This is a genomic window from Achromobacter sp. ACM04 (genome assembly GCF_014851465.1).
GTDB lineage: Bacteria > Pseudomonadota > Gammaproteobacteria > Burkholderiales > Burkholderiaceae_B > Achromobacter > Achromobacter aegrifaciens.
The window spans coordinates 614,601-639,166 of record NZ_JACUZS010000001.1; the positions used below are offsets into that span (position 1 = coordinate 614,601).

The 24,566-nt window shown below is 64.8% G+C and carries 26 protein-coding genes; 10 read left to right on the forward strand and 16 right to left on the reverse strand.

Annotated elements, in window-relative coordinates; all coding sequences use genetic code 11:
- Positions 1–3: 3 nt before the first annotated feature.
- The 6 genes from IB259_RS02965 to IB259_RS02990 form a co-directional block, all read right to left on the reverse strand.
- On the reverse strand, positions 4–321 hold the full coding sequence (locus tag IB259_RS02965; protein WP_192327463.1) for an EscU/YscU/HrcU family type III secretion system export apparatus switch protein: 318 nt from the start codon (positions 319–321) through the stop codon (positions 4–6).
- On the reverse strand, positions 321–1,703 hold the full coding sequence (locus tag IB259_RS02970; protein ID WP_192327467.1) for a flagellar hook-length control protein FliK: 1,383 nt from the start codon (positions 1,701–1,703) through the stop codon (positions 321–323). The genes IB259_RS02965 and IB259_RS02970 overlap by 1 nt, the downstream gene beginning before the upstream one ends.
- Entirely contained in the window at positions 1,700–2,056 is a 357-nt protein-coding gene (locus IB259_RS02975) for a flagellar protein FliT (RefSeq protein ID WP_054456700.1), read from the reverse strand. The genes IB259_RS02970 and IB259_RS02975 overlap by 4 nt, the downstream gene beginning before the upstream one ends.
- Before the next feature lie 46 nt (positions 2,057–2,102).
- Positions 2,103–2,531, reverse strand: coding sequence for a flagellar export chaperone FliS (fliS, locus tag IB259_RS02980; protein ID WP_175180799.1), 429 nt, complete (start codon positions 2,529–2,531; stop codon positions 2,103–2,105).
- 18 nt (positions 2,532–2,549) lie between these two features.
- On the reverse strand, positions 2,550–3,932 hold the full coding sequence (gene fliD / locus IB259_RS02985; protein WP_175180800.1) for a flagellar filament capping protein FliD: 1,383 nt from the start codon (positions 3,930–3,932) through the stop codon (positions 2,550–2,552).
- 142 nt (positions 3,933–4,074) lie between these two features.
- Entirely contained in the window at positions 4,075–4,452 is a 378-nt protein-coding gene (locus IB259_RS02990; protein ID WP_175180801.1) for a flagellar protein FlaG, read from the reverse strand.
- 142 nt (positions 4,453–4,594) lie between these two features.
- Between IB259_RS02990 and IB259_RS02995 the strand changes: the two genes are divergently transcribed.
- The gene (locus IB259_RS02995; protein WP_054456704.1) at positions 4,595–5,332 is read left to right on the forward strand and encodes an IclR family transcriptional regulator; all 738 of its coding nucleotides are present in this window, start codon (positions 4,595–4,597) and stop codon (positions 5,330–5,332) included.
- 34 nt (positions 5,333–5,366) lie between these two features.
- Here the strand turns inward: IB259_RS02995 and IB259_RS03000 are convergent, their stop codons facing one another.
- The 4 genes from IB259_RS03000 to IB259_RS03015 form a co-directional block, all read right to left on the reverse strand.
- Positions 5,367–6,533, reverse strand: a complete 1,167-nt coding sequence (locus IB259_RS03000) for an acyl-CoA dehydrogenase family protein (RefSeq protein ID WP_192327470.1) — start codon at positions 6,531–6,533, stop codon at positions 5,367–5,369.
- Positions 6,533–7,762 carry a CaiB/BaiF CoA-transferase family protein gene (locus IB259_RS03005; RefSeq protein ID WP_192327473.1) on the reverse strand — a complete coding sequence of 410 codons (1,230 nt, stop codon included), beginning with the start codon at positions 7,760–7,762 and terminating at the stop codon, positions 6,533–6,535. Before IB259_RS03005 ends, IB259_RS03000 begins: the two co-directional genes overlap by 1 nt.
- Positions 7,759–8,730 (reverse strand): tripartite tricarboxylate transporter substrate binding protein, encoded by a 972-nt coding sequence (locus IB259_RS03010; RefSeq protein ID WP_192327476.1) that lies wholly within the window; start codon positions 8,728–8,730, stop codon positions 7,759–7,761. The genes IB259_RS03005 and IB259_RS03010 overlap by 4 nt, the downstream gene beginning before the upstream one ends.
- 68 nt (positions 8,731–8,798) lie before the next feature.
- A complete protein-coding gene (locus IB259_RS03015; RefSeq protein ID WP_175180803.1) occupies positions 8,799–9,215 on the reverse strand; it encodes a cupin domain-containing protein in 417 nt (138 codons plus the stop codon).
- A 164-nt stretch (positions 9,216–9,379) separates the two neighbouring features.
- On the opposite strand from IB259_RS03015, the gene folC reads away from it, so the two are divergent.
- The 4 genes from folC to purF all read left to right on the forward strand — a co-directional run bounded on the left by folC (position 9,380) and on the right by purF (position 13,607).
- The gene (folC, locus tag IB259_RS03020; protein ID WP_192327478.1) at positions 9,380–10,690 is read left to right on the forward strand and encodes a bifunctional tetrahydrofolate synthase/dihydrofolate synthase; all 1,311 of its coding nucleotides are present in this window, start codon (positions 9,380–9,382) and stop codon (positions 10,688–10,690) included.
- Between the two features lie 62 nt (positions 10,691–10,752).
- Positions 10,753–11,568: an SPOR domain-containing protein gene (locus IB259_RS03025; protein WP_175213240.1), complete on the forward strand. Its 816-nt coding sequence runs from the start codon at positions 10,753–10,755 to the stop codon at positions 11,566–11,568.
- Entirely contained in the window at positions 11,568–12,056 is a 489-nt protein-coding gene (locus IB259_RS03030) for a CvpA family protein (protein ID WP_054456710.1), read from the forward strand. Before IB259_RS03025 ends, IB259_RS03030 begins: the two co-directional genes overlap by 1 nt.
- Before the next feature lie 30 nt (positions 12,057–12,086).
- Positions 12,087–13,607 (forward strand): amidophosphoribosyltransferase, encoded by a 1,521-nt coding sequence (gene purF / locus IB259_RS03035; protein WP_054456711.1) that lies wholly within the window; start codon positions 12,087–12,089, stop codon positions 13,605–13,607.
- A gap of 83 nt (positions 13,608–13,690) precedes the next feature.
- On the opposite strand, the gene IB259_RS03040 is transcribed toward purF, so the two are convergent.
- The 6 genes from IB259_RS03040 to map all read right to left on the reverse strand — a co-directional run bounded on the left by IB259_RS03040 (position 13,691) and on the right by map (position 19,579).
- Positions 13,691–14,212: a M48 family metallopeptidase gene (locus IB259_RS03040; RefSeq protein ID WP_175180804.1), complete on the reverse strand. Its 522-nt coding sequence runs from the start codon at positions 14,210–14,212 to the stop codon at positions 13,691–13,693.
- A 2-nt stretch (positions 14,213–14,214) separates the two neighbouring features.
- Positions 14,215–14,802 (reverse strand): nucleotidyltransferase family protein, encoded by a 588-nt coding sequence (locus tag IB259_RS03045; protein WP_175180805.1) that lies wholly within the window; start codon positions 14,800–14,802, stop codon positions 14,215–14,217.
- Between the two features lie 4 nt (positions 14,803–14,806).
- Positions 14,807–15,292 (reverse strand): disulfide bond formation protein B, encoded by a 486-nt coding sequence (locus IB259_RS03050; RefSeq protein ID WP_054456714.1) that lies wholly within the window; start codon positions 15,290–15,292, stop codon positions 14,807–14,809.
- Between the two features lie 51 nt (positions 15,293–15,343).
- On the reverse strand, positions 15,344–16,057 hold the full coding sequence (locus tag IB259_RS03055) for a MarC family protein (protein ID WP_013393435.1): 714 nt from the start codon (positions 16,055–16,057) through the stop codon (positions 15,344–15,346).
- A 75-nt stretch (positions 16,058–16,132) separates the two neighbouring features.
- Positions 16,133–18,739, reverse strand: a complete 2,607-nt coding sequence (locus IB259_RS03060; protein WP_054456715.1) for a [protein-PII] uridylyltransferase — start codon at positions 18,737–18,739, stop codon at positions 16,133–16,135.
- Positions 18,740–18,757: 18 nt separating this feature from the next.
- Positions 18,758–19,579 (reverse strand): type I methionyl aminopeptidase, encoded by an 822-nt coding sequence (map, locus tag IB259_RS03065; RefSeq protein ID WP_119451964.1) that lies wholly within the window; start codon positions 19,577–19,579, stop codon positions 18,758–18,760.
- 846 nt (positions 19,580–20,425) lie between these two features.
- Between map and rpsB the strand changes: the two genes are divergently transcribed.
- The 5 genes from rpsB to uppS all read left to right on the forward strand — a co-directional run bounded on the left by rpsB (position 20,426) and on the right by uppS (position 24,566).
- Positions 20,426–21,175: a 30S ribosomal protein S2 gene (gene rpsB, locus IB259_RS03070; RefSeq protein ID WP_054456717.1), complete on the forward strand. Its 750-nt coding sequence runs from the start codon at positions 20,426–20,428 to the stop codon at positions 21,173–21,175.
- Positions 21,176–21,353: 178 nt separating this feature from the next.
- Complete coding sequence (gene tsf, locus IB259_RS03075; protein WP_119451963.1) at positions 21,354–22,232, forward strand: translation elongation factor Ts; 879 nt, start codon at positions 21,354–21,356, stop codon at positions 22,230–22,232.
- 97 nt (positions 22,233–22,329) lie between these two features.
- The gene (gene pyrH, locus IB259_RS03080; RefSeq protein ID WP_013393440.1) at positions 22,330–23,046 is read left to right on the forward strand and encodes a UMP kinase; all 717 of its coding nucleotides are present in this window, start codon (positions 22,330–22,332) and stop codon (positions 23,044–23,046) included.
- 15 nt (positions 23,047–23,061) lie between these two features.
- Positions 23,062–23,622: a ribosome recycling factor gene (gene frr, locus IB259_RS03085; protein WP_054456719.1), complete on the forward strand. Its 561-nt coding sequence runs from the start codon at positions 23,062–23,064 to the stop codon at positions 23,620–23,622.
- 179 nt (positions 23,623–23,801) lie between these two features.
- Positions 23,802–24,566: a polyprenyl diphosphate synthase gene (gene uppS / locus IB259_RS03090; protein WP_054456720.1), complete on the forward strand. Its 765-nt coding sequence runs from the start codon at positions 23,802–23,804 to the stop codon at positions 24,564–24,566.

Genomic DNA, 24,566 nt, shown 5'->3' on the forward strand with positions numbered 1-24,566 from the left:
GGGTCAGGCGGGCGTAGCGGGTTCGGGGAACTCGCGCGATTCCAGGCGGTAGAGCCAGGCCAGCAATTCTGCCACCGCTACATAGAGTTGGGGAGGAATATGTGCGTCCAGGTCCACCTGCATCAGCAGGCCGACCAGTTCTCGCGACTCGTGGACGTAGAGGCCGTTTTCCTGCGCGGCCCGGACGATGGTGTCCGCCAACTGGCCGTAGCCCTTGGCGACGACGCGCGGAGCGCCTTCCTTTTCTTCGTACGAAATGGCTACCGCCGCGTTGCGGCCGGCGTTCGGATCCGATTCCGGATGGGGGGGCAGGCGGCTCATCAGATATCGGCGGGAATGTCGGCGCGCGGTTCGATCACGCTCACCATCAGATTGCTCAAGGTCAGGCCCGCGGCCAGCAGGCGCGAACGCAGCGTGTCCGAGGAGTCATTGATCTCGGCCGCGCTGTGCGGCGCAATGAGTTGCAGGACGATCTGATCGCCGGCCAGATTCAGTCGGGCATCGACCAGGCCCAGGCGGGGCAGGTCCAGCTTCAGGCGCGTGGCCCAGGTGGAAACTGCGGAGTCCGGGTCGCCGCCGTATGGGTCGCGCTCGACTTCCCATTCCATTGGCGTGCCGGGCCAGGCTTCACCTTGCCAGGTCAGCGTCTGGTTGGCCAGCACGTCCAGTTGTTGGCGAACGAGTACGGTCAGGTCCTGGTGTATGCCGGTGATGGGCGTGCCGGGAGCAGGCGTGCCGGAGGCGGGCGAGCTGGCGGAGCCTGCGCCGCCGGGTGTGGCGTCGACGCCTGTGCGGCCGCTGGGGGCTGCGCCCGCCCGCGGCCGCGAAGGCGCGGCCTCCTGCGCGGGCGGATTCTTGCCGAGCACCGCCTGCGGCTCGTTGCGCAATTGCTCGGGGTTGGCGCGGCCGAAGACCATGTCCGTCAGATGGGACTCGTAAAACAGGCCGCTGCCTTGGAGCGCCTGACGCAGAGCCTGTCCCAGCGCGCGCGCCGAAGGTCCGCCAGCCGCCAGGGCGACATGCGCGGCAGCGTCGGGTCCTTTGGCGGCGCTGGGATTGACGCCCGGTCCGGCCGGCCGGTCCTGTGTTGCACCGGTTGCCGGAGTGTCGCCGTCAAGCGCCGCCGCGGCCGAAGCCGCGAGCGCGCCGGCTTGCTGGGGAAGGGCCGGCGCCGGCGTTTGGCCAGGCAATGGCTGGGATGCTTGCGCAGTGGCCTGTGCCGTTTGTTGGCCTGCTTGCGCTGCCGGCAAGGGGCCGGCGCTAGCGCCACCGCCGGATTGGCCCGGCTGCGCATGCGCGGTCCATAAGGGGGCACGGCCCTGGACCGCAGGTGCGGCCTCTGGGAATTGGGCGAGCAAGGCAAGAATCGTACGCGCCGTCGTGCCCAGCGTGGTCGGGGCCGATGCGGTGGTGTCGCTGCTGGTCACCAGGCCGCGGGCGGCCAGCGCCAGCGCTGCAGCGGTTTTGGGGTCGACGACAGTATTCGGACGGTCGCCGCGGGCGCCGCCGGGCTGTATGCCTTGCCGCGGGTCGCGTGTTGATCCATCCGAGGCGCCGGGCTTTTCCAGGCTGCCGGGCTGGCTGACTGCGTCGGGGCGGGCGCCGGATACCTGGTTGGCGCTGGCGGCGGACATCGTCGTGCCCAGCACGGCGTCCAGCCGCTGCACCAGGACGTTGCCGAGTGCGGCGGGACCTACGCTCATTCTTCAGGCGCCTGCTGGTAACCGTAGGCGGACAGCAGGGTCTGCTGGCGCTTCATGCGTCCCAGAAGGTCGCCCAGACGGGCCAGTTGCGGCAGCGCCAGATCCCGGGTGAGCGCGTCGTTTTCCAGGATGCGCACGAGCAGGTCGTATTTCATGGCGCGGCCGGCTTCGTCCAGTGGCGCCGAATGTTCGGTCTGGCGCAGTCGTTCCACCAGTTCGCAATATTGCTGTCCATGGACCATGGCGCCGTCCCAGTCGCCGGCTTGCGCCGCCACTAGCATTTCTCCCGTGATGAGAGCGATCTCCTGGTAGTGTTCCAGGATGGGGGAGGTGTACTGGGTCGTGGACGTCATGGAAATCTCGGGCGTTCGATGGCTGGCTGGGGCTTATGCGATGCCGTCAAGGCTGCACGCCCCCGGCAGGGCGATCAATGGATGTTTGCCAGGCCTCGGCCAGATCGGCCAAGAGGCGGTCTGCCGTTTCGAGCGCTTCCGCGTCTGCTTTCAGATTTGCCATCAACAGCGTGCGGATAATGTAGTCGTACAAGCGCGCCAAGTTTGCTGCGATTTCGCCGCCTGCCTCCATGTTCAGGCCCATCTTCAGGCCTTCGTCTACGATCTTGATCGCCTTCGAGAGGGCGGCGCCACGTTCCGTGATTCTGCCTTCCTGGAGATGCAAGCGTGCCTGCCCGATTGCCGCCCGGGCTCCCATGTATAACAGCGAAATCAGCCGTTCAGGGCTGGCCCCAAGAATTTGCGTTTCCAGGCCGATATCGGTGTAGGAACGTACGGAGTGAGATCCGGTTGGGCGTCGGGCGGCGTAAGTCATCAATACATCTTCTTTAAATTACTTGGACTTGCTCATGGCCGCGAATTGCTGAGTCAGGTAGTTCGCCGTGACGGTTTGTTGCGAGACGAACTTGTCGAGCGCGACGAATTGGGCGCGCATAGCGGCCATGGATGCCGCGCTGGAAGCCTTTGCGCGCGCCATTTGTTCCTTCACATCCTTGATCGATTCACTCAGGCCTTCCTGGCTGATCTTGATCGACCCACTGTTCCCATTTGCGCCGAGGATGCCCTTGGTTGCGGCGTCAAACTTGGCCGCGAGGCCTTCTGGCGAAGTCATGATGCGCTTGACGTCGGCCGGATTGGACGTCAAAGCCTTGTTCAATTCCGTTTGATCCAGTTTCAGGAGGCCGGTTTTGGGGTCCATGGCGATGCCAAGGTCTGCCAGCGAGCGCAGCGAGCCTTCGCCGGTTATGACCTGCAGGGCGCCGGAAAGAGAGGTCTGTATGCTGCGTGTCGTGCTGTCGCCGGTCAGCGCCTGGTTCGTTTGCGCGGTGACATCAAAGGCGGTCAGTTTCGCAATCGTGCTTTGCAGCGTGTTGTACGCGCTGACAAAGTCCTGGACCGCCTTGCTGGCGACGCTGGTGTCGCTTTGCAGCTTCAGGACGGTCGGCTTGTCGGCGGCGGTCTTGGCAGTGAGGTTAAGCGTCACGCCGTCGATTGCGTCGGAAATGGTGTTGCTGCCACTTTTGACCACAATGCCGTTGATCTCGATCTCAGCATTGATGGCTGCAGTCTGCTGAGTCATCTGTGCACCGGAGCCAGAGTTGTAGCTCAGGATATCCTGCAGTTTCTGGTCGCCCGTTACTGTGATGGAACTTACCGATGCTTGCACCCCAGTGTCCTTGGCACTGAGCATCAGGTAGCTGCCGCTCTCATTGGTGATGATGCTTGCTCGTACGGGTGCCTTGTCGTCGCTGTTGATCGCTTTAGCAATGCCGTCCAGCGAGGTGTCGCCCGTCAGGTCGATGGTGTGCTTGTCGCCGTTGGTCAACTGGATTTCAAACGAACCGCTGGCCCCGTTGGAAATCTTTCTATCGGCGACCTTGCCGGATTGGAGGGTCTGGGCGGTCGCCAGGGCATTGATCTTTATGGCGTATTCACCCATCGAGGCGCCATTCTCACCGATCGTCGCGGTCAGGCCGTCGCCGGTCACTACGGGTTTGACCGCGTCCAGCGTGGATGATTTGCCCAGTGCCGCCGCTGCCTTCTGCAGCGCTTCAACCGCGCTTTGAATCTGACCAAAGGCGCTTACCCGGGCCTCGTAACTGGCCTGGCGAGTCGTGTAGAGACTGAGCTTCTTGTCCTCGGCCGCCTGGAGATCGGTGAGGATCTTTTCGAGGGGCAAGCCGGTGGTCGAGCCGAGGTTGGTGATAGAGGCCATGTGAAATTCCTTCCTAGCGATGCGATTCTGTCAAAAATACGGTGGCGGTGATTGGCCGGGTAAGGGCATTAGGCGGGCCTAATTCGACGCTTCCATGGACGGCCCGCTCGATGGCGGCGGGGTGCATGAAATCGGGGTCGAATCAAGCTGTGGTTTTGATGCCGTTTCCTTGCATGTTCACGATCATTTTGGCGATTTTCAGTAGTGTTTCACTGGGGATGGTGCGTATGACGTCGCCCGACTCTGCATCGATCACTGACACCACTACTTGATGCACATTGGGATCGATTTCGAACTGAAGCTGTGTGGACCAAGCCTTCATCTGGTCGTTGATTTCGTCCAGCGCCTTGTCCAGAGGAAGTTTCTGCGAATCTGACTGATCTGATGTCGCGCTGTCCGACGCTCCGCTGTTCGTTGCGGCCGCCGCGGGAAGCACGCTAACGGTGGGGTCTGGCGCGACAGGCGCAGGCGCGGCCGGCGCTGGCGCAAACGATGGGGGAGCTATGGGAATTACGGCCATGATCACTCCAACGGCGATGTGGGCGTCTCGGAGGAACGCGCTGTTTTCAGGGAATTCTCAGCTACCATTACGGCAGGCCCGCAGGGAACTTTAGCCGCCGGCGAGCCAGATGTTTCACGTGCTAAACAGTTCGGACCAGGTAATGAGTGTCAAGACGGCGCTGCGAGTTATCGAAATCATCGAAACCTATGCCCGCGAAAAGCGCGCGCTGCCGCTATCGGAACTGGCCCGGTTGCTGGATGTGCCGGTGTCCAGCTGCCTGGCCCTGATCCGCACCCTGACCGGCCTGGGTTACCTGTATGAAACCGGCCGGCGCCAGGGCTACTACCCGACCGGCAGGCTATTGGCCATGGCGCAGCGCATCGCCCGCGCCGATCCGGTGCTGGACCGGGTCTATCCCAGCCTTACCGAATTAAGGGACGCCACCCGCGAAACGATTGTTTTCGCCAAGCTGAGCCAGGACGGCCGGGTGGTCTACCTGGATGTGCTGGATTCCCCGCATACGATCAGATACGCGCCGGTTGCGGGTGAGTTCAAGGACGTTCACGCAAATTCGCTCGGAAAGGCGCTGCTGTCCCTATTGGACACACCGGCCCGCGACGCCATGCTCGCGGACATGACCATGACCCGCCACAACGAGCGCACCCTGGTGACGCGCGAGGCGCTGCTGGCGGACCTGGAGCTGTCGCGACAGCGCGGCTGGTTCATGAACAGTGGCGAGTCCATTGCGGACGTGGGCGCCATCGCCTGGCCCGTTACGCTGTCCGGCGAACACTACGCGATTTCGGTGGGCGGGCCGATCTACCGGATCGAGCCGCAGCAGGAGGCCTACGCGCGCATCCTGCGCTCGGCCTGCACCGCGCTGGAGCAGCAGGCCTGACGGGCAGGCCTGGGCGCCTATCGAACGCCGTCGCTCAGTAGGACCTGGGCAGTCCCAGCACTTTCTCCGCGATGAAGCACATGATCAGCTGCGGACTGACCGGCGCGATGCGCGGAATGAAGCTTTCGCGCAGCAGGCGCTCCACATGGTATTCCTTGGCGTACCCCATGCCGCCCAGGGTCATGACCGCGGTCTGGCAGGCGTTATAGCCGGCCTCGGCCGCCAGGTATTTGGCCGAGTTGGCGTAGGGGCCGCAGGGCTTGCCCGCGTCATACAGGCTGGCGGCCTTGAATACCATAAGGTCGGCGGCTTCGAGCTGCATCCAGGCCTGGGCCAGGGGGTGCTGGATGCCTTGGTTCTGGCCGATGGGACGTCCGAATACGGTGCGTTCTCCGGCGTATTTCACCGCCCGGTCCAGGGCGGCTCGGCCGATGCCCACCGCCTCGGCCGCGATCAGGATGCGCTCGGGGTTCAGGCCGTGCAGGATGTACTCGAACCCCCGGCCTTCCTCGCCGATGCGGTCGGCCACGGGGATGCGCAGACCGTCGATGAACAGCATGTTCGAGTCCACTGCCTTGCGGCCCATTTTCTCGATTTCGCGCACTTCTATCTTGCTGCGGTCCAGGTCTGTATAGAAGAGCGACAGGCCCTGCGTGGGCTTTTCGACGTCTGACAGCGGGGTGGTGCGGGCCAGCAGCAGCATCTTGTGGGCGACCTGGGCGGTCGAGATCCAGATCTTGCGGCCATGCACCACGTACTCGTCGCCCTGGCGCACCGCGCGGGTGCTGAGCTTGGTGGTGTCCAGTCCGGCGTCGGGTTCGGTGACGGCGAAGCAGGCCTTTTCGCGGCCCGCGATCAGGGGTGCAAGCCAGCGCTGGCGCTGCTCGTCGCTGCCGAAGACCACTACCGGGTTCAGGCCGAAGATATTCATGTGGACCGCCGAGGCGCCGGTGAAGCCCGCGCCGGAAGCCGCGATGGTCTGCATCATCAGCGCCGCTTCGGTCATGCCCAGACCCGCGCCGCCATATTCCTGCGGCATGGCGATGCCCAGCCAGCCGTCGCGCGCCAGATCGGCATGCAGGGGTTCCGGAAAGCCGCCTTCGCGGTCGCGTTCCAGCCAATATTCGTCCGGATAGCGTTCGCAGATGCGGGACACGGCGTCCCGCAGGGCCAACTGGTCGGGGGTGAATTCAAAGCCCATCAGTCGTTTCCATCCAGGGTGATGCCGCGGGCCGTCATGGCGTCGATCCGGGCAGGGTCATAGCCGGCTTCGGCCAGCACCTCGCGGCTGTGCTGGCCCAGCCTGGGGGCGGGGCGGCGTATCGAGGTGGGGGTGTTTTCGTATCTGCCCAACGGCGCGGTCGTGCGGATCCGGCCTTCGCTGGGGTGGTCCATGGGCGGGATGAAGCCGGTCGCGGCCAGGTGCTCGTCCTGCAGCAGATCGTCCACGGAATAGAGCGGCGAGGCGGGAATGTCCGCCCGCGCCAAGCCTTCCAGCCAGTCCTGGCTGCCCCGGCTGGCGATGACGTCGGCGACAAAGGCGTAGACCTCGCCGATATGGGCGGCGCGCGCGCCGTGGGTGCTGAAGCGCGAATCCCGCGACAATTCCGGGCGGCCGATCAGGTCGAAGAAGTTGCGCCAGTGTTTGTCGTTATAGATCAGCAGGCTGATATAGCCGTCGACCGTGGCGTAAGGGCGGCGATGCGGCGCCAACAGGCGCGCGTAACCCGTGGGGCCGAGCGGGGGATCGAAGGTGGCGCCGCCGAGATGGTCCCCCAGCACGAGGTGGGCCATGCCCTCGAACATGGGGATTTCCACCTGCTGGCCTTGTCCCGTGCTGCGGGCGTGCAGCACCGCGGAGACGAGCGCGATGCCGACGTGCAGTCCGACCGCGCGGTCGGCCAGGGTCAGCGGCGCGTAGCGCGGCACATCTCCACTCTGCTGGGCGGAGAGGGCGGCGATGCCGGTCTGGCCCTGGATCAGGTCGTCATAGGCGGGACGGCCGGCGTACGGGCCGGCCTCGCCATAGCCGTAGGCGCCCAGGTAGACGATGCGCGGATTGCGCGCCGCGACCGTTTCGTAGGACAAGCCCAGCCGGGCCATCGCCTGCGGGCGGATGTTGTAGAGCAGGGCGTCGCAGCTTTCGGCCAGTTTCAGGCAGGCCTCAAGCCCCTCCGGCGTCTTCAGGTCCAGCACCACCGATCGCTTGTTGCGGTTCAGGTGCAGATAGATATGGCCCATGCCGGGGTTGCGCATGGGGCCGACGGCCCGCATGTTGTCGCCTGCCGGCGGCTCGACCTTGATGACGTCCGCCCCCAGGTCGGCCAGGACCTGGGTGGCATAGGGCCCCATCACGACGGTGCTCAGGTCCAGGATGCGTACGCCCGCCAGCGGGCCGCCGGGAATTTCGGATTGCGGCCGGTCGCTCATTGCTGCTCGATTCCCGCGTCGCGGATCAGTTTGCCCCACAGGTCCAGCTGCGAGCCGACGAACTGGGAAAAGGCCTCGGGCGTGCTGGAAAAGGCGTCGAAACCCAGGCCGGCCAAGCGCTTTTGCACGTCAGGCTTGGCGACCACCTGATTGATCGCGGCATTCAGCTTGGCCACGATCTCCGGGGGCATGCCCGCCGGGCCGAAGTAGCCGTTCCAGGAGTTCAGGTCGAAGTCCTGCACGCCGGATTCGGCCATGGACGGCAGGTCCGGGACGATGGCGCTGCGTTCGGCGGTCGACACGGCCAGCGCGCGCAACTGGCCCGATTGCACGAAGGGCAGGCCGGAAGCCAGGTCGGTGAACATGAAATCGACCTGCCCGCCGACCACATCGGTCAGCCCTTGCGGCGTGCCTTTATAAGGTACGTGCAGGATGTCGATCTTGGCGCGGTTGGCCAGCGTGGCGCCGGCGACGATTCCCGTGCTGTTGCCGCTGGCGTAGGTGATGCGGCCGGGATGCTGGCGCGCGTCGGCCACCAGTTCGCCCACGGTCTTCCACGGGCGTTTCGGGTTTACGACCAGGATGAAGGGCAGGTTGCCGCCGCGGGCGATGGGGGTGAAGTCCTTGACCGGATCGTAGGGCACGTTCTTCATCAGCCAGGGCGCGGCCGAATGCGAGGTGTTGGTGGTGACGAAGAGCGTGTAGCCGTCGGGCTTGGCGCGCGCCACGTAGTTGGCGGCGATGGTGGCGTTGGCTCCGGGCTTGTTCTCCACCACGACCTGTTGGCCGAGGATGTTGCCCAGCTCGGCGCCGAAGATGCGGCCCACGGCGTCGGTGCCGGATCCGGCGGGAAAGGGGACGATCAGGGTGATGGGTTTCGCGGGATAGTCGGCGGCGTGGGCGGCGGGGCCGGCGAACAGCGCTGCGCCGCCGATGAGGGCGGCGCCCAGCAGGCTTAGGGGTCTCATGGGTTTGTCTCCTGTGTGCTTCGGGTCCAGGCGCGGTTTCTGCGTCCGCTGCCCGGGGCTGCGCCGCGTCAAGCGGCTGGGGATGGCGCCGGAAAGCCGCGTATCACGCGGTCTGGGGATTCTTCATAAGGGGGCGTATAGATCACCAGCAGGCGGGCGGGCTCGTCGCTGGTGACGGTGAAGACGTGCGGAATGTCCGGGGGGAAATAGCAGCAGTCGCCGGGTCCCATGTCGGCCCATTCGTCCTGCACCTGCGCGCGCGCCGTGCCGGACAGCAGATAGCAGACCTGCTCGATGCCGGGGTGGGCGTGCGGCAGGGCGCCCTTGCCCTTGTCGATCACGCCCAGCAGCACTTCCACGCCCCGGGAGCCGACGGTGTCCGGGCCGATCAGGCGCCGGTTCAGGGTGCCGGTGTGATTGGCGGGGTGGTAGCCGGGCACGTTGGCCTCGCGCACCAGCCAGGCGGGAGTCTTGCTTTGCGTCATGGTTGATCCGTTTAAATTTTCATACGTGAAATTATTTTTATGTATGAGAAAAATAGTGGCAAGCAGTTTTTCGCTGCGGATACCTTGCCGCTCCCTGGGGGATTAGGGAAAACACCGGGCGCGGACTGCTAAAATCGAAGGCTGATCTCACTACCGGCTTTGTCATGTCTTCTGCCCGCACGCCCGACGTTTCCGCCACCCTGTCCGATTGGCTGCAGTACCTGGAATCGATCCACGCCACCGCCATCGACATGGGTCTGGACCGGGTGCGCGAGGTGGCGGGGCGCCTGGGGCTGGAGCTGTCCGGCGTGAAGTTCGTCGTCGGCGGCACCAACGGCAAGGGTTCCACCTGTGCCATGCTGGAGGCAATCCTGCTTGCGGCCGGCTACAAGGTCGGGCTGTACACGTCCCCGCACCTGATCAATTTCAACGAACGCGCCCGCATCAATGGCCAGATCGCCACGGACGAGGCCTTGATTGCCCAGTTCCAGGCGGTCGAAGCCGCGCGCGGCGACGTGTCGCTGACGTACTTCGAGTTCACCACGCTGGCAATCCTGCGACTGTTCTCGCAGTCGAAACTGGACGCCGTGGTGCTGGAAGTCGGCCTGGGCGGACGGCTGGACGCCGTCAATATCGTCGATGCGGATTGCTCCGTCGTCACCAGCGTGGACCTGGACCACACCGACTGGCTGGGCGATACGCGCGAGAAGATCGGCTTCGAGAAAGCCCACATCTACCGCAGCGGCCGGCCGGCGATCTGCAGCGATCCCATGCCGCCGCAATCGCTGCTGGACCACGTCCAGGAAATCGGCGCGGACCTGTGGCTGTTCGGACGCGACTTCAACTATTCCGGCGACCGCCAGCAATGGGCCTATGGTGGCCGCGAACAGCGACGCAACTCGCTGGCCTATCCGGCGCTGCGCGGCGCCAACCAGCTGCTGAACGCGTCGGCCGCGCTGGCCGCGCTGGAATCGATGCGCGACCGCCTGCCGGTGCCGCAACAGGCCGTGCGCCTGGGCTTGCTGCAGGCGTCCCTGCCGGGCCGTTTCCAGATCCTGCCGGGCCAGCCCGCGGTCATCCTGGACGTGGCGCACAATCCGCATGCCGCGGCGGTGCTGGCGCAGAACCTGGACAACATGGGCTTTCATCCCTACACCCACGCGGTGTTCGGCATGCTCAACGACAAGGATCTGGCCGGCGTCATCGCCAAGCTCGGCACGCGCATCGACAACTGGTACTGCGCCGGCTTGCCGGGGCCGCGCGGCACCTCTGGAGACGCGCTGGCGGAGCAGGTCGCCGCCGCGCTGCCGCCTGCGCCGGCGGATGGCGAAAAACCAGGTATCTCCGCTTACCCGGATCCCGCCCAGGCCTTTGCGGCAGCGCGCGAACGGGCAGGGGAGAATGATAGAATCGTGGTGTTCGGCTCGTTTCTCACCGTAGCCTCGGTTTTGCAGGCTCTGGGTCGCAAGGCATAGGCAGCAGCGGGTCAGTCGCGTCCGGCGGCCCGCCGCCATATCGCCGCAAGGAATTCTCCTCCATGGGTTTTTTCAAACGCAAAGATCCTGCCGACCAGGCGCAGTCCTCCAAGCGGGCGGCTGTGCCCAGCGAGGTGCAGGCTGCGGAGCTGCGCGGTCGCGCGCGGCGCAGGCTGGCAGGCGCTGTCGCGCTGGTGCTGGCAGCCGTCATCATCCTTCCCATGGTGCTCGATTCGCAGCCCACGCCTGTGGACGACAACATTCCCATCAGGGTGCCGGAACGCAATACGCCGTTCCAGCCGCAAGTGACCGAACCGCAAGTCGCCGCGCCGCAGACGCCCGCGCCGGGCAGTGCTGCGCCGACGGATCCTTCGGCCATCCCGACGCCGCCTCCCGTGACGTCCGTGCAGCCGCCGGCGACGACGACGCCTCCGGCCGCGCAACCTGCGACGCCGCCCGCGACGGCGGCCGTCACGCCGCCCAAGCCCGAGCCCAAGCCGGCTACACCACCCAAGCCGGACCCCAAGCCCGCGACGCCGGCCAAGCCCGATAACCGATCGGATGACGGCGCGCGCGCGCTGGCCTTGCTGGAAGGGCGTTCGGCGCCTGCGGCTTCGGCGCCCGCGCCCAAGCCCGCCGCCAAGGGCAATTTCGTGTTGCAGATCGCCGCCTATACGACCTCCGAGGACGCCCAGTCGCGGCGCGGCAAGCTGCACCAGGCCGGCGTCACCAACGCATTCGTGGAACAAGCCACCATCAATGGCAAACAGCAGTACCGTCTGCGGGTGGGGCCGTTCCCCTCGCGCGAGGCGGCGCAGGCGGCCCAGGCGCGGTTGCGCACCCTGGGCTATGACAATGGTTTCATCGCCGCCCAATAGTGACCGGCTTCGACTTCGTCGTGCTGGCCATCCTGGTGGTTTCGGGTGTGCTGGGCCTGGTGCGCGGCCTGCTCAAAGAGGTGCTGTCGCTGGTCGCCTATCTGCTGGCCTTCGTGGCGGCGATATGGTGGGGGCCCACGGTCTATGCCTGGCTGGAGCCCTATATTGAAACGACGCTGCTGCGCATGGGAGTCTCGTACGCCGCGGTGTTCATCATCGTGCTGCTCGGCGTGGGCTTGGTCAACATGACGCTTGCCGCCCTGATCCGCAGCACCGGACTGAGTCCCGCCGACCACGGCCTGGGCGGGATGTTCGGGCTGGCCCGTGGCCTGTTGATCGTGCTGGCGCTGGTCGCCGCCGCAGGCTACACGCCGCTGCCGCAGGAGCCGTGGTGGAAGGACGCCATGTTTTCGCATTCGGCCATCGAGGCCATCAAACATATCAAGACGTGGCTGCCGCCGTCCCTGGCGACGTGGCTGCCGTATTGATTAGCTTTAAATCAACCAGGAAATCTCACCATGTGTGGAATCGTAGGGGTCATCGGGCGCGGGCCGGTCAACCAGCTGCTCTATGACAGCTTGCTGCTGTTGCAGCATCGCGGGCAGGACGCCGCGGGCATCGCGACATCGCAAGGTAACCAATTCAATATGTACAAGGCTCACGGCCTGGTGCGCGACGTCTTCCGCACGCGCAACATGCGCGCGCTGCCGGGTACGTCGGGCGTCGGCCAGGTCCGCTATCCCACCGCGGGCTCCAGCGCCAGCGAGGAAGAGGCCCAGCCGTTCTACGTCAACGCGCCGTTCGGCATCATGTTGTCCCACAACGGCAACCTGACCAACTGGCGCGAACTGCGCGAATCGCTCTACCGCGTCGACCGCCGCCACATCAACACCAACTCCGATTCCGAAGTCCTGCTGAACGTGCTGGCGCACGAGCTGCAATCGGCGGCCAGCGGCGTGTCGCTGGACGACGACGCCATCTTCCGCGCCGTATCGGCCCTGCACAAGCGCGTGCGCGGCGCCTATGCCGTGGTGGCGCAGATTTCCGGTTACGGCCTGCTGGCCTTCCGTGATCCCAACGGCATCCGTCCGCTGTGCATCGGTCGCCAGGAAACCGAAGAGGGCGTGGAGTGGATGGTCGCGTCGGAATCGGTGGCGCTGGAAGGCAGCGGCTTTGCCTTCGTGCGCGACGTCGAGCCCGGCGAAGCCGTGTTCATCGACCTGGACGGCCGCTTCGTCAGCCGCCAGTGCGCCGACAATCCGCAACTGGTGCCCTGCATTTTCGAGTACGTGTACTTCGCGCGTCCGGACTCCCTGATCGACGGCGTGTCGGTGTATGACGCCCGTCTGCGCATGGGCGAGTACCTGGCCGACAAGGTCGCGCGCAACATGCGCCTGGGCGATATCGACGTGGTCATGCCGATTCCGGACTCCTCGCGTCCCGCAGCCATGCAGTTGGCCGCCCGCCTGAACCTGGACTACCGCGAAGGCCTGATCAAGAACCGCTACGTGGGCCGCACCTTCATCATGCCGGGCCAGGCCGTGCGCCGTAAGTCCGTGCGCCAGAAACTCAATGCCATCGGCATGGAATTCAAGGGCAAGAACGTGCTGCTGGTGGACGACTCCATCGTGCGCGGCACGACCAGCCGCGAGATCGTGGACATGGCTCGCGCCGCAGGCGCCAACAAGGTCTACTTCGCCTCGGCTGCTCCCCCGGTGCGTTTCCCGAACGTCTACGGCATCGACATGCCTACGCAGAGCGAACTCATCGCCACCGGCCGCAGCGACGAGGAAATCGCCCGCGCCATCGGCGCCGACTCGCTGGTCTACCAGGACCTGCACGACATGCAGCAGGCAGTGCGGGACATCAACCCCAAGCTGTCGCGCTTCGAGGCTTCGTGCTTTGACGGCCAGTACGTCACGGGCGACATCACCCCTGAATACTTGGCTCGCCTGGGCCAGTCCCGTGGCGAACCGGGCGAGGAAGGCGGGGCCAGCGGCCTGCAGTTCAACATGGGCTACGCCGCCAGCGACGCCTGACGCGTTTGCCTGGTGGCAAGAAAAATGCCGTCCTCCGGGACGGCATTTTTTATTGCGGGGTACTGGGCGCCTGCACTGCGATATCAGGCCGCGGCCTTCCACAAGGTTTCGCGTGTCGCCTCCAGGTGCGTCAGATACAGCCGCAAGTCGAACTCATACTGGTGGTACTGCGGTTCCATGCGCAGGCACAGGTTGTAGAAGGCCTTGTTATGGTCCTTTTCCTTTAGGTGGGCCAGTTCATGCACCGTGATCATTTTCAGGAATTCCGCCGGCACGGTCTTGAACAATGTGGCCACCCGGATTTCGTGCTTGGCCTTCAGCTTGCCGCCCTGCACGCGCGAGATATACGTGTGTTGTCCCAGCGCGTGCTGGATCACATGGATCTTGCTGTCGAAGGCGACCTTGTTGATCTGGTCGCCGTTGCGCATGTAGCTGTTCTTCAGGTCCGTTACGTATTGGTAGAGCGCCCGGTCGGTGCGCACGTCGTGGGGACCGGCAGGGTAGCGCGCCAGCAGCGCCGGGCCCAGCTTGCCTTGGTCGAGCAGCTTTTGGGCCTGGGCGAGCAGGGATTCCGGGTATCCGGTCAGGTACTTCAAGGCAGGCATGATCAAGAGGGTATGACAATAAGCCGCGGCCAGGTGTCGGCATGGCGCTTGGTGGCCAGCCGCGAGGCGTAGGCCTGGCGATCCGCTGCGGGGCTGGGCCGCAGTACTAGTCCGAACAGGTCGGTCAGCCCATAGGGGGCAATGATATCCACCAGGCCATCCCGTGTCAGGCGCACGGCCACGCAAGTGGCGGTTTCGGGCCAGCTGGCGATGCCTGCGGCCAACGATGCCGCCGGGAGTGGCGCCTCGCCCGCACTGTCGCGATGCCACAAGTGCACGCGAGCCTGATTCACGACCTCCCAGGGGGCATCAGGCGCCGCTGCGCGCAAACGGTCAGCGACCCGGGCCTCGTGCTCGCGCGAGAGATCAGTGGGATCGTGATAGATGAAGTCGATGTCGGTCGGTGCGTGGCTGCCTATGGGATAGCCATGCAGGTGATTCCAGACCAGGGAGCGCACCGCGCCCGCGCCGATGTAGCCACCCGAGGGGCCATGGTCGCGGGCGACGCACAGCCAATGCACCAACGGTGCGTGTGCAAGGACCAGCCGGCGCAGCGCAGCGGCATGCGGATCCTCGGGCTGCGCCTGCACCGGCTTACTGCGATCCGCCGCGCCGGAACACGACCGGCAGCGCCATGAAGAAAATGATGACGAAGAGCGCCAGGCTCCACAGTGCATATTCGATGCCCAGCACCGGCACTTTGGCGTCCATACAAGTGGCATAGATGCCGAACAGCCATGGCACGGCGCTTTCCAGGCCGATGCCGGTCATGAAGCGGTCGGCGAAGGTCTGGTCGCAGGACAGCATGTTGGCCGCTACGCTGTACTGATACCAGGCCGCGGCGATACCGCCCAGGGACAATAGCGCGGTGAGCGCGCCGCACAGGCGCGTCAGGGCGCGTCCGCCGCCGAATCCGCCCACCAGCGCAATCACGCCGATCACCAGGTAGATCAGGCGCTGCATGACGCACCAGGCGCAGGGCGGCATGTCGAAGACGTGCTGGGAAACGAGGGCAAGGCCGACGGCGCCGAAGCAGAAGAGGGCGATCAGGCGGAGCAGGCGTTCTGAGCGAGAGGTCATTGTTGCTTTGCAAGGGTTGGAAAAGGGGCCGGACGCGGCCCCGAGCCAGGCTTAGGCCTTGGGAATCGGAATTGGTTGCATCACTTGCTGCAACACGCCCAGCAGCAGTTCGCGCGAGCCTTCCCAGAAGATCTGTACGCCGAGGCACAGCATGATGAAGGCCGAGAGGCGCATGAACACGGCGGTGCCATTGTCGCCCAGGCGGTGCAGCATTTGCGCGGCAAAGCGCAGGCATATGTAGAGCGTGACCGATACGACGATGATGCCCGGAATGGATCCACCCAGCCGCACCAGGCTCAGCACGTGGTTCTGATCGCGCAGCGACACCCCCACGGTGATGGCCGCGGCGATGGATCCGGGACCGCAGCTGATGGGGAAGGTCAGCGGATAGAACGCGCGGGCCTTGGCCATCTCCGGGGTGAACGACTCGGCCATGCGCGCCACGCGCTCGGTATCGGCGTCGGGCGAATTCACCAGCCGCCAGGCGCTGGCGATCACGAGCATGCCGCCGCCGACCCGCACGATGGACAGCGAAATGCCGAAGAAACTAAGCAGCACGTTGCCCGCGACCATGGCGACGATCAGCATCAGGCAGACATTGATGGCCACGCGCTTGGCCAGCACCATCCGGGTGGATGATGACGCGCCCTCGGTCAGCGACAGGAAGATCGGCGCGATCGCGGGCGGGTTCAGAAAGGGCAGCAGGGTGGCCAGCGCGAAAAAGAAGCTGGTGCCGAAAACGCGCAGATAATCGTTTAGCTCCATGGGGAGGGTATCGCCTGGCCGAAAACCGGGATTGTATGCGGTCCCGGCGGCGCTGGCGATGCCAGGCACCCGTGATCAGGCGGCGCGCTGCTGGGCTTCCTCGCCCGCCAGGGCGTCCAGGACGTCGCGTTCGAACTGCATCTGGCTGCGCGGGCGTGTCAGCGCCGAACCGTCGACGATGAATACGTCCTCGACCCGGTCCCCCAGCGTCATGATCTTGGCCATCAGCAGGTTCACTTCGTGCCCGGCGAAGACGCGCGCCAGCGCGTGCAGCAGGCCGGGGCGGTCGGTCGCGGTTACCGACAGGCGCCAGGAGGTGCTGCGCTCGTCGGGCTGCAGTTCGGCCTGCGGCATGACCGGGAACACCCGTGACACGCGGGACTGCCGGCCGCGGCCGTAGTAGCCGCCGCGCGCGGGCTGTTGCAAGGCGGCGGCGTGCGGGTCCTTGAGGCGTTCGGCCAATTCATGTTCGACCAGGGTGGCCTGGGCGCGCAGGTCGCTGGCGCCTTCCGGCAACAGCACGATGAAGCTGTCCAGCGCCCAGCCGTGGCGTGTGGTGTGGATGCGCGCATCCTGAATGGAAAGCGATTTGGCGTCGAAATAGCCGCAGATCGCCACGAACAGGTCGGGCGCATCGCGGGTGTACACCATGATCTGCAGGCCTTCGCCATGTTCGGTGGGGCGGGCCTTGACCACTGCCTGCGCTGGCGCGACCTGATGATAAAGATGGCGCGTGTGCCAGGCGATGTCCGAGGCGTCGTGGCGCAGGAAATACGCCACGTCGAGCTGGTTCCAGAAGGCTTCCCGGGCATCGTCGCGCAGGCCCGCCAGTCGGGTCAGGCGGGCGGCTTCTTCCTTGCGCTCGGTCAGGACGGTGTGGGCGTCGGCGTGGGCGCCGCCCAGGGCGGCCAGCGTCAGCTTGTACAGGTCTTCCAGCAACTTGCCTTTCCAGGCATTCCAGACCTTGGGGCTGGTGCCGCGGATATCGGCCACCGTCAGCAGGTACAGGGCGGTCAGGTGGCGTTCGTCCTTCACGGTGGCGGCGAAGTCCTGCACCACGGCCGGATCGGACAGGTCGCGCTTCTGCGCCACGGCCGACATCAGCAGGTGCTGGCGGACCAGGAATTCGACCAGCTTGGCGTCCTCGGGCTCCATGCCGTGGTCTTGGGCGAACTTGCGCACTTCGCGCGCGCCCAGTTCGGAATGGTCGCCGCCGCGGCCCTTGGCAATGTCGTGGAACAGCGCGGCCACATACAGCAGCCAGTGCCGGTCCAGGCCGGCGATCAGCTGGCTGGCCAGCGGATACTCCTGGGCATGTTCCGGCATGGTGAAGCGGCGCAGGTTGCGCACCACCGCCAGCGTGTGCTGATCCACCGTATAGGCGTGAAACAGGTCATGCTGCATCTGGCCGACGATGCGGCGGAATACCGGCAGATAGCGCGGCAGGATGTTCAGCATGGTCATGCGCCGCAGCTCATGCACGATGCCGCGCGGCTGCTGCAGGATCTGCAGGAACAGCTTGCGGTTGACCGGGTTGCGGCGGAATTGCGCGTCGATGCGGTGGCGCGAATGCCAGATGGCGCGCAGCGTGCGCGCCGACATGCCGGTCAGTTCCGGATGCTGTTGCATCACCAGGAAGGCCCGCAGCAGCAGGGTGGGATTGCGCTCGAAACCGTCGTCGCGAATGATGTCCAGGCGGTCGCGCAGATTGCGGAAGTCGTCGTCGATGTCGCGCGCGTCGCTGTCCGGACGCGGGAACAGCCGTTCCTCGATGTTTTGCACCAGGATGCCGTTCAGCTGGGTCACCAGCCGCGCCGCCCAGTAGTAGCGCTGCATCAGCAGCTCGCTGCCGCGGCGGGTGGCGGTGGCATGGATGCCATAGACTTCGGCCAGGGCGGGCTGCAGGTCGAACAGCACGCGGTCTTCGCGCCGGTTCGCCAGCAGGTGCAATTCGATGCGCAGGCGCTTGAAGGCTTGTTCTGCTTTGCGCAGGTCGCGCGCCTCGGACGAGGTCAGCAGGCCGGCTTGCGCCACGGAGCGCCAACTGTTGCCAAAGCCGGCTGCCCGGGCCATCCACAGGATGACCTGCAGGTCGCGCAGTCCGCCCGGCGACTCCTTGCAGTTCGGCTCCAGCGCATAGGGCGTGTCCTGGTAGCGCGCGTGGCGCTGCTGCATTTCGACGCGCTTGGCGCGAAAGAACGCGCGCGGGTCCAGGCGCGACTTGGTCGCGGCTTCGAAGGCCTTCATCAGCGTGCGGCTGCCGGCCAGCCAGCGGGATTCCAGCAAAGCCGTTTCCACCGTGATATCGGCGTCCGCCTCGCGTTCGCAGTCCTCGATGGTGCGCACGCTATGGCCCGGCTCCAGGCCCAGGTCCCACAGCGAGGCCACCAGCTTTTCGATGGCCGACTCGTCCTCGGGCGTGGGAGCGTGCGGCAGCAGGATCAGCAGGTCCACGTCGGAGTGCGGGTAAAGCTCGCCCCGGCCATAGCCGCCCACGGCCGCCAGCGTGGCGCCGGCGGGCAGGGGGCAATGCTTGATCAGGTCGCGCAGCGCGGCGTCGACGATGCGGCGCAGCTCGGACAGCAGGGTGTCTGGCCGCAGGTGCGTGCGGAATTGCGCCACCGCGGTCCGCCGGGCTTCCTGGATGCGTTCGCGCAGGGCGCTGAGAATGGCGGCGGTCATGGTGGCTAAGGTTGTGTGTCAGACGGCTGGGATGACCAGGGGTTCGGTGACGAAGGCGGGCGGCTTGGGCATCCCCGGCGACAGGGTCAACACTTCGTAGCCGGTCTCGGTGACACAGACAGCATGCTCCCATTGGGCCGACAGGCTGTGGTCGCGGGTGACGACCGTCCAGCCGTCGGACAGCTGGCGGATCTCGCGGCGGCCCGCATTGATCATCGGTTCAATGGTGAACAGCATGCCCGTCGTCAGCTTCACGCCCGTACCCGGCTTGCCATAGTGCAGCACCTGCGGGTCTTCGTGGAAGCGCTGGCCGATGCCGTGGCCGCAGAACTCGCGCACCACTGAAAAGCCGTTGGCCTCGGCGTGCTTCTGGATCGCGTTGCCGATGTCGCCCAACGTGGCCCCGTTTTTCACCTGCTGGATGCCCTTCCACATGCACTCGAAGGTGATCTCGGTCAGGCGGCGCGACAATATGGATTGTTCGCCCACTGCGTACATGCGGCTGGTGTCGCCGAACCAGCCATCCTTGATGATGGTGACGTCGATATTCAGCGAATCGCCGTTTTTCAACACCTTGTCGCCCGGGATGCCATGGCAGACCTGGTGGTTGACCGAGGTACAGATGGCGCCGGGGAAGGGCGGGTAGCCCGGGGGCGCATAGCCCACCGTGGCCGATTTCACGCCCAGCTCATCGGTCAGGTACTCCAGGCAGAGGCGGTCCAGCTCTCCGGTGGTGACCCCAGGCTTGACGTGCGGCGTGATGAAATCGAGGACTTTGGCCGCATCCTGGCAGGCGGCGCGCATCTTGGCCAGGTCGGCTTGATTGGTGATAGTGCCCATGGAATAGCTTGGCGATGTCTCGCTTGAATGTCTGCTTGAAAGAATAGTAGAATTATAGGCTTCCCTAAAATTTTGGGGAGCAATCGGGTTACGGCAAAGGCCGAACCCGGCGGGTGCAGGCAGCGGAACCGATGTCACGCAAACCCGGCAGGTAGTCTGGCAGCAGGTCCTTTCATAGTGATCGGCGGCGCGCCCTGAAGTTTCACCGCAAGCGAAGGTTGTGGAGCGAAATCGGGCAGGTCGTTGGTTCCGTGGGTGGGCACGCAGGCAGGAAACCAGTCGGGCGGGCGGAGCGGCGGCAAATTCGATGCAGGCGCCAGGCTGGGGACGCGGCGTGCTTGTAAGCCCGGTCATGTTTTAGAGCGGCGATGCAGGCTCAGGGTTTGGACTCGGTATGGATGTCGGCTTAAGTTCTTGAAAACGTTCGCGTTTTCTTAAGAAATGCCCCGATGGTCTGATGCGCGGTCGAACTGAAGCCAGGGTGTGACAACCCCGCGCTTGAACGCGAAGAGCTGGATTTTCCAGAGCTGGATTTCGCCGCCAACAAAACAGGTCCGGGTGCGCTTTCGGGAAACCGCCGGAAACTTCCAGGAAATTCCTGGTGGGTCTGGAAAAGCGCCTGCAAGCATGCGGTGCAAGGCTCTTGGTCGTGGCGGCCGTCTGGGTTTATCGCGGCAGCGTAGTAGAAGGCGCCCCAGGGCGTCGCAGTTATTGCGGCAGTGATCGGTCGGCCCGGTTAAAATTTTGTCATCCCGCATTTGCGGGAAATCGCGCGCAACACCACCCAGGGTGTCAGCCAGAGGCTGATGCAGGTGCGGCGCAAGAAATCAACCCTTGGAGAAAGTTATGTCTTTGATGCGCGAAATGCTGGAAGCGGGTGTCCACTTTGGTCACCAGACCCGCTACTGGAACCCCAAGATGGCCCCCTTCATCTTCGGCCATCGCAACAAGATTCACATCATCAACCTGGAAAAGACGGTTGATAAGTACCAGGAAGCCACCAAGTTCGTGAAGCAGCTGGCTGCTCGCGGCGGCAACATCCTGTTCGTCGGCACCAAGCGCGCTGCTCGCGAGCTGGTCGCCGCTGAAGCCTCCCGTTGCGGCATGCCCTTCGTCGACGCCCGCTGGCTCGGCGGCATGCTGACCAACTTCAAGACGGTCAAGACCTCGGTCAAGCGCCTGAAGGACATGGAAGCCGTGGTCGCCGAAGGCGGCGCCGAGCGCATGATCAAGAAGGAAGGCCTGCTGTTCCAGCGCGAACTGGAAAAGCTGAACAAGTCGATCGGCGGCATCAAGGACATGAACGGTCTGCCTGACGCCATTTTCGTGATCGACGTCGGCTACCACAAGATCGCCATCGCCGAAGCCAAGACCCTGGGTATCCCCGTGGTCGCCGTGGTTGACACCAACCACTCGCCCGAAGGCATCGACTACGTCATCCCCGGCAACGACGACTCGGCCAAGGCCATCGCGCTGTACGCCAAGGGCATCGCCGACGCCGTGCTGGAAGGCCGCGAACAGAACCTGAACGGTCTGGTCGAAGAACTGGGCGAAGGCCAGGAAGAGTTCGTCGAAGTGCAGGACAACCAGGCCTAAGCCTGTTGTCATGTCCGGCGGTTAGCGTCTGGGAGCGGTGCCGAAATCGGTCCGCTCCCGCCTCGCCGGCAATGCGAAGGTGGGCTCCCATCTTCCTGATCCGCTAGTCGCGGATGTCCCATCGAATCAAACCACTGTCCCGGTTTCCCGGGGCATGTTCTAGCAAATTGGAGCAAACATGGCTGAAATTACCGCTGCCCTGGTCAAGGAACTGCGCGAAAAGACCGACGCGCCCATGATGGAGTGCAAGAAGGCCTTGACGGAAGCCGAGGGTGACCTGGCCCGCGCCGAGGAAATCCTGCGCGTCAAGCTGGGCAACAAGGCCAGCAAGGCTGCCGCCCGCGTCACCGCTGAAGGCCTGATCGGTCTGTTCATCTCCGCCGACGCCAAGAAGGGCGCCGTCATCGAAATCAACTGCGAAACCGACTTCGTCGCCAAGAACGACGACTTCGTCGGCTTTGTGAACAAGCTGGCCGAGCTGGTCGCCACGCAGAACCCCGCCACCGTGGAAGCCCTGTCGGCGCTGCCCTACGGCGACGGCACGGTCGAAAGCACCCGTACCGCCCTGATCGGCAAGATCGGCGAAAACATCTCTATCCGCCGCTTCGAGCGCATCGAGACCCCGAACTCGCTGGCCAGCTACGTGCACGGCGGCAAGATCGGCGTGCTGGTCGAATACACCGGCGCGGAAGAAGTGGGCAAGGACCTGGCGATGCACATCGCCGCCACCAAGCCCAAGGCCCTGAACGCCGACGGCGTGAACCCCGCCGACATCGCCGCCGAACGCTCGGTCGCCGAACAGAAGGCTGCCGAATCGGGCAAGCCGGCTGACATCGTCGCCAAGATGGTCGAAGGCTCGGTCGCCAAGTTCCTGAAGGAAGTCACCCTGCTGTCGCAGCCGTTCGTCAAGAGCGACAAGCACAGCGTTGAGCAGATGCTCAAGGAAAAGGGCGCTTCGATCAGCAAGTTCGTGCTGTTCGTTGTCGGCGAAGGTATCGAGAAGAAGACCAGCGATTTCGCCGCTGAGGTCGCCGCTGCCGCCGCCGGCCGCGCCTGACCCAGGGTAGTGCTTAAGGGCCGGCGCTAGATTAAATTCTAGTCCGGCCTATTTCTTGTCTTACACTTTCGTCGGATTGTTCTTCGGGATATCACCTATGAGCAGCAGAGCATACAAACGGGTTCTTCTCAAACTTTCCGGCGAGGCGCTGATGGGCGACGATGCATTTGGCATCAACCGCTCCACCATCGTCCGCATGACCGATGAGGTCGCTGAAGTCGCCGCCACGGGCGTCGAGCTGGCCATCGTCATCGGCGGGGGCAATATTTTCCGTGGCGTCGCCCCGGGCGCGCAGGGCATGGACCGCGCAACCGCCGACTACATGGGCATGATGGCCACCATCATGAACGCGCTTGCGCTGCAAGACGCGCTCAAGCACAAGGGTGTCGACACCCGCGTGCAATCGGCCTTGAACATCGATCAGGTCGTCGAGCCGTACATCCGCCCGAAGGCGCTGCGCTACCTCGAAGAGGGCAAGGTCGTCATCTTCGCGGCAGGTACCGGCAACCCCTTCTTCACCACGGACACGGCCGCTGCGTTGCGCGGCGCCGAGATCGGGGCGGAGATCGTGCTGAAGGCCACCAAGGTCGACGGCATCTACAGCGCGGATCCCAACAAGGATCCCACCGCCACGCGTTACTCGCGCATCAGCTTCGACGAAGCGATCGTCCGCCGGCTGGAAGTCATGGACGCCACCGCCTTTGCGCTGTGCCGTGACCAGAAGCTGCCGATCAAAGTGTTTTCGATCAATAAGTCCGGCGCCCTCAAGCGGGTCGTCAGCGGCGAAGACGAAGGCACCTTGGTACACGTCTAAAGAAAAGGAAATTCCATGAGCGTCGCAGAAATCCGCAAATCCGCCGAAGCCAGGATGGCCAAGTCGCTTGACACGCTCAAGACCAACCTGGCCAAGATCCGCACGGGCCGCGCCCATACCGGCATCCTGGACCACGTGCAGGTCGAGTACTACGGCTCGCCCGTGCCGATCAGCCAGGTTGGCAACGTGAACCTCGTGGACGCCCGCACCATCAGCGTGCAGCCCTACGAGAAGAGCATGGCCTCCGCGATCGAAAAGGCGATCCGCGAATCGGACCTGGGCCTGAACCCCATGTCGATGGGCGACACCATCCGCGTGCCGATGCCCGCGCTGACCGAAGAGCGCCGCCGCGACCTGACCAAGGTTGTCCGCAGCGAAGGCGAGGACGCCAAGGTGGCCGTGCGCAACCTGCGCCGCGAAGCCAACGAAGCGCTGAAGAAGCTGGTCAAGGACAAGGAAATCTCCGAGGACGACGAACGCCGTTCGCAGGACGACGTCCAGAAACTGACCGATCGCAGCGTGGCCGAAATCGACAAGATGGTTACGCAGAAAGAAGCGGAAATCATGACCGTATAATTCCTGGATGCCGTCAGGGTGATAGGCTAGTCCGTATCCCCCTGGCGACCAGGATATCCTGCCTGAGCGCCGTCCTGTCCATTGGTTCGCAGCATTGCTGCTTAGCGGTGGAACGACGGCGCAGGCTTTTCTTCACGTAGTTCCGTTTTCGCCGTTTCACCGCGCGCAACCCCAGACCAATGGCAACCAGTTCGACCCAGGCGGTTCCCGCTACCCGCGACATTCCCGAGCACGTCGCCATCATCATGGATGGCAATGGCCGGTGGGCGACGAGGCGGCTGCTTCCGCGCACTGCGGGCCATGCCAAGGGCGTGCAGGCGGTGCGGCGCGTGGTCGAGGCGTGCGGGCGCGCCGGCGTGCGCTATCTGACGCTGTTCGCCTTCAGTTCCGAGAACTGGCGCCGCCCGGCCGAGGAAGTGTCGCTGCTCATGCGCCTGTTCGTGCAGGCGCTGGAGCGCGAGATCGGCAAGCTGGAAGAGCAGGGCGTGCGTCTGCACGTCATCGGCGACCTGTCGGCCTTCGAGCCCCGTTTGCAAGAGCTGATCTTCGCGGCGCAGGAGCGCACGGCCCACAACGACCGCCTGCACCTGACGGTTGCCGCCAACTATGGCGGACGCTGGGACATCCTTCAGGCCACCCGCGCCATGCTGGCCGCCGAGCCCGCACTGGCCACGCAGCCCCAGTTGGTGGACGAGGAGCGCCTGGCGCGCCATCTGTCCATGGCCTGGGCGCCAGAACCCGACCTGTTCATCCGCACCGGCGGCGAACAACGCATTTCCAATTTTCTGATCTGGCAGATGGCTTACGCGGAGTTCTACTTCACGGACCGCTACTGGCCGGATTTCGGCGCCGCCGAGCTCGCGGCCGCCTTTGACTGGTACCGCACGCGCGAACGCCGTTTCGGCCGTACCAGCGCGCAACTCAGCGAAAACGGCGCGAAATAA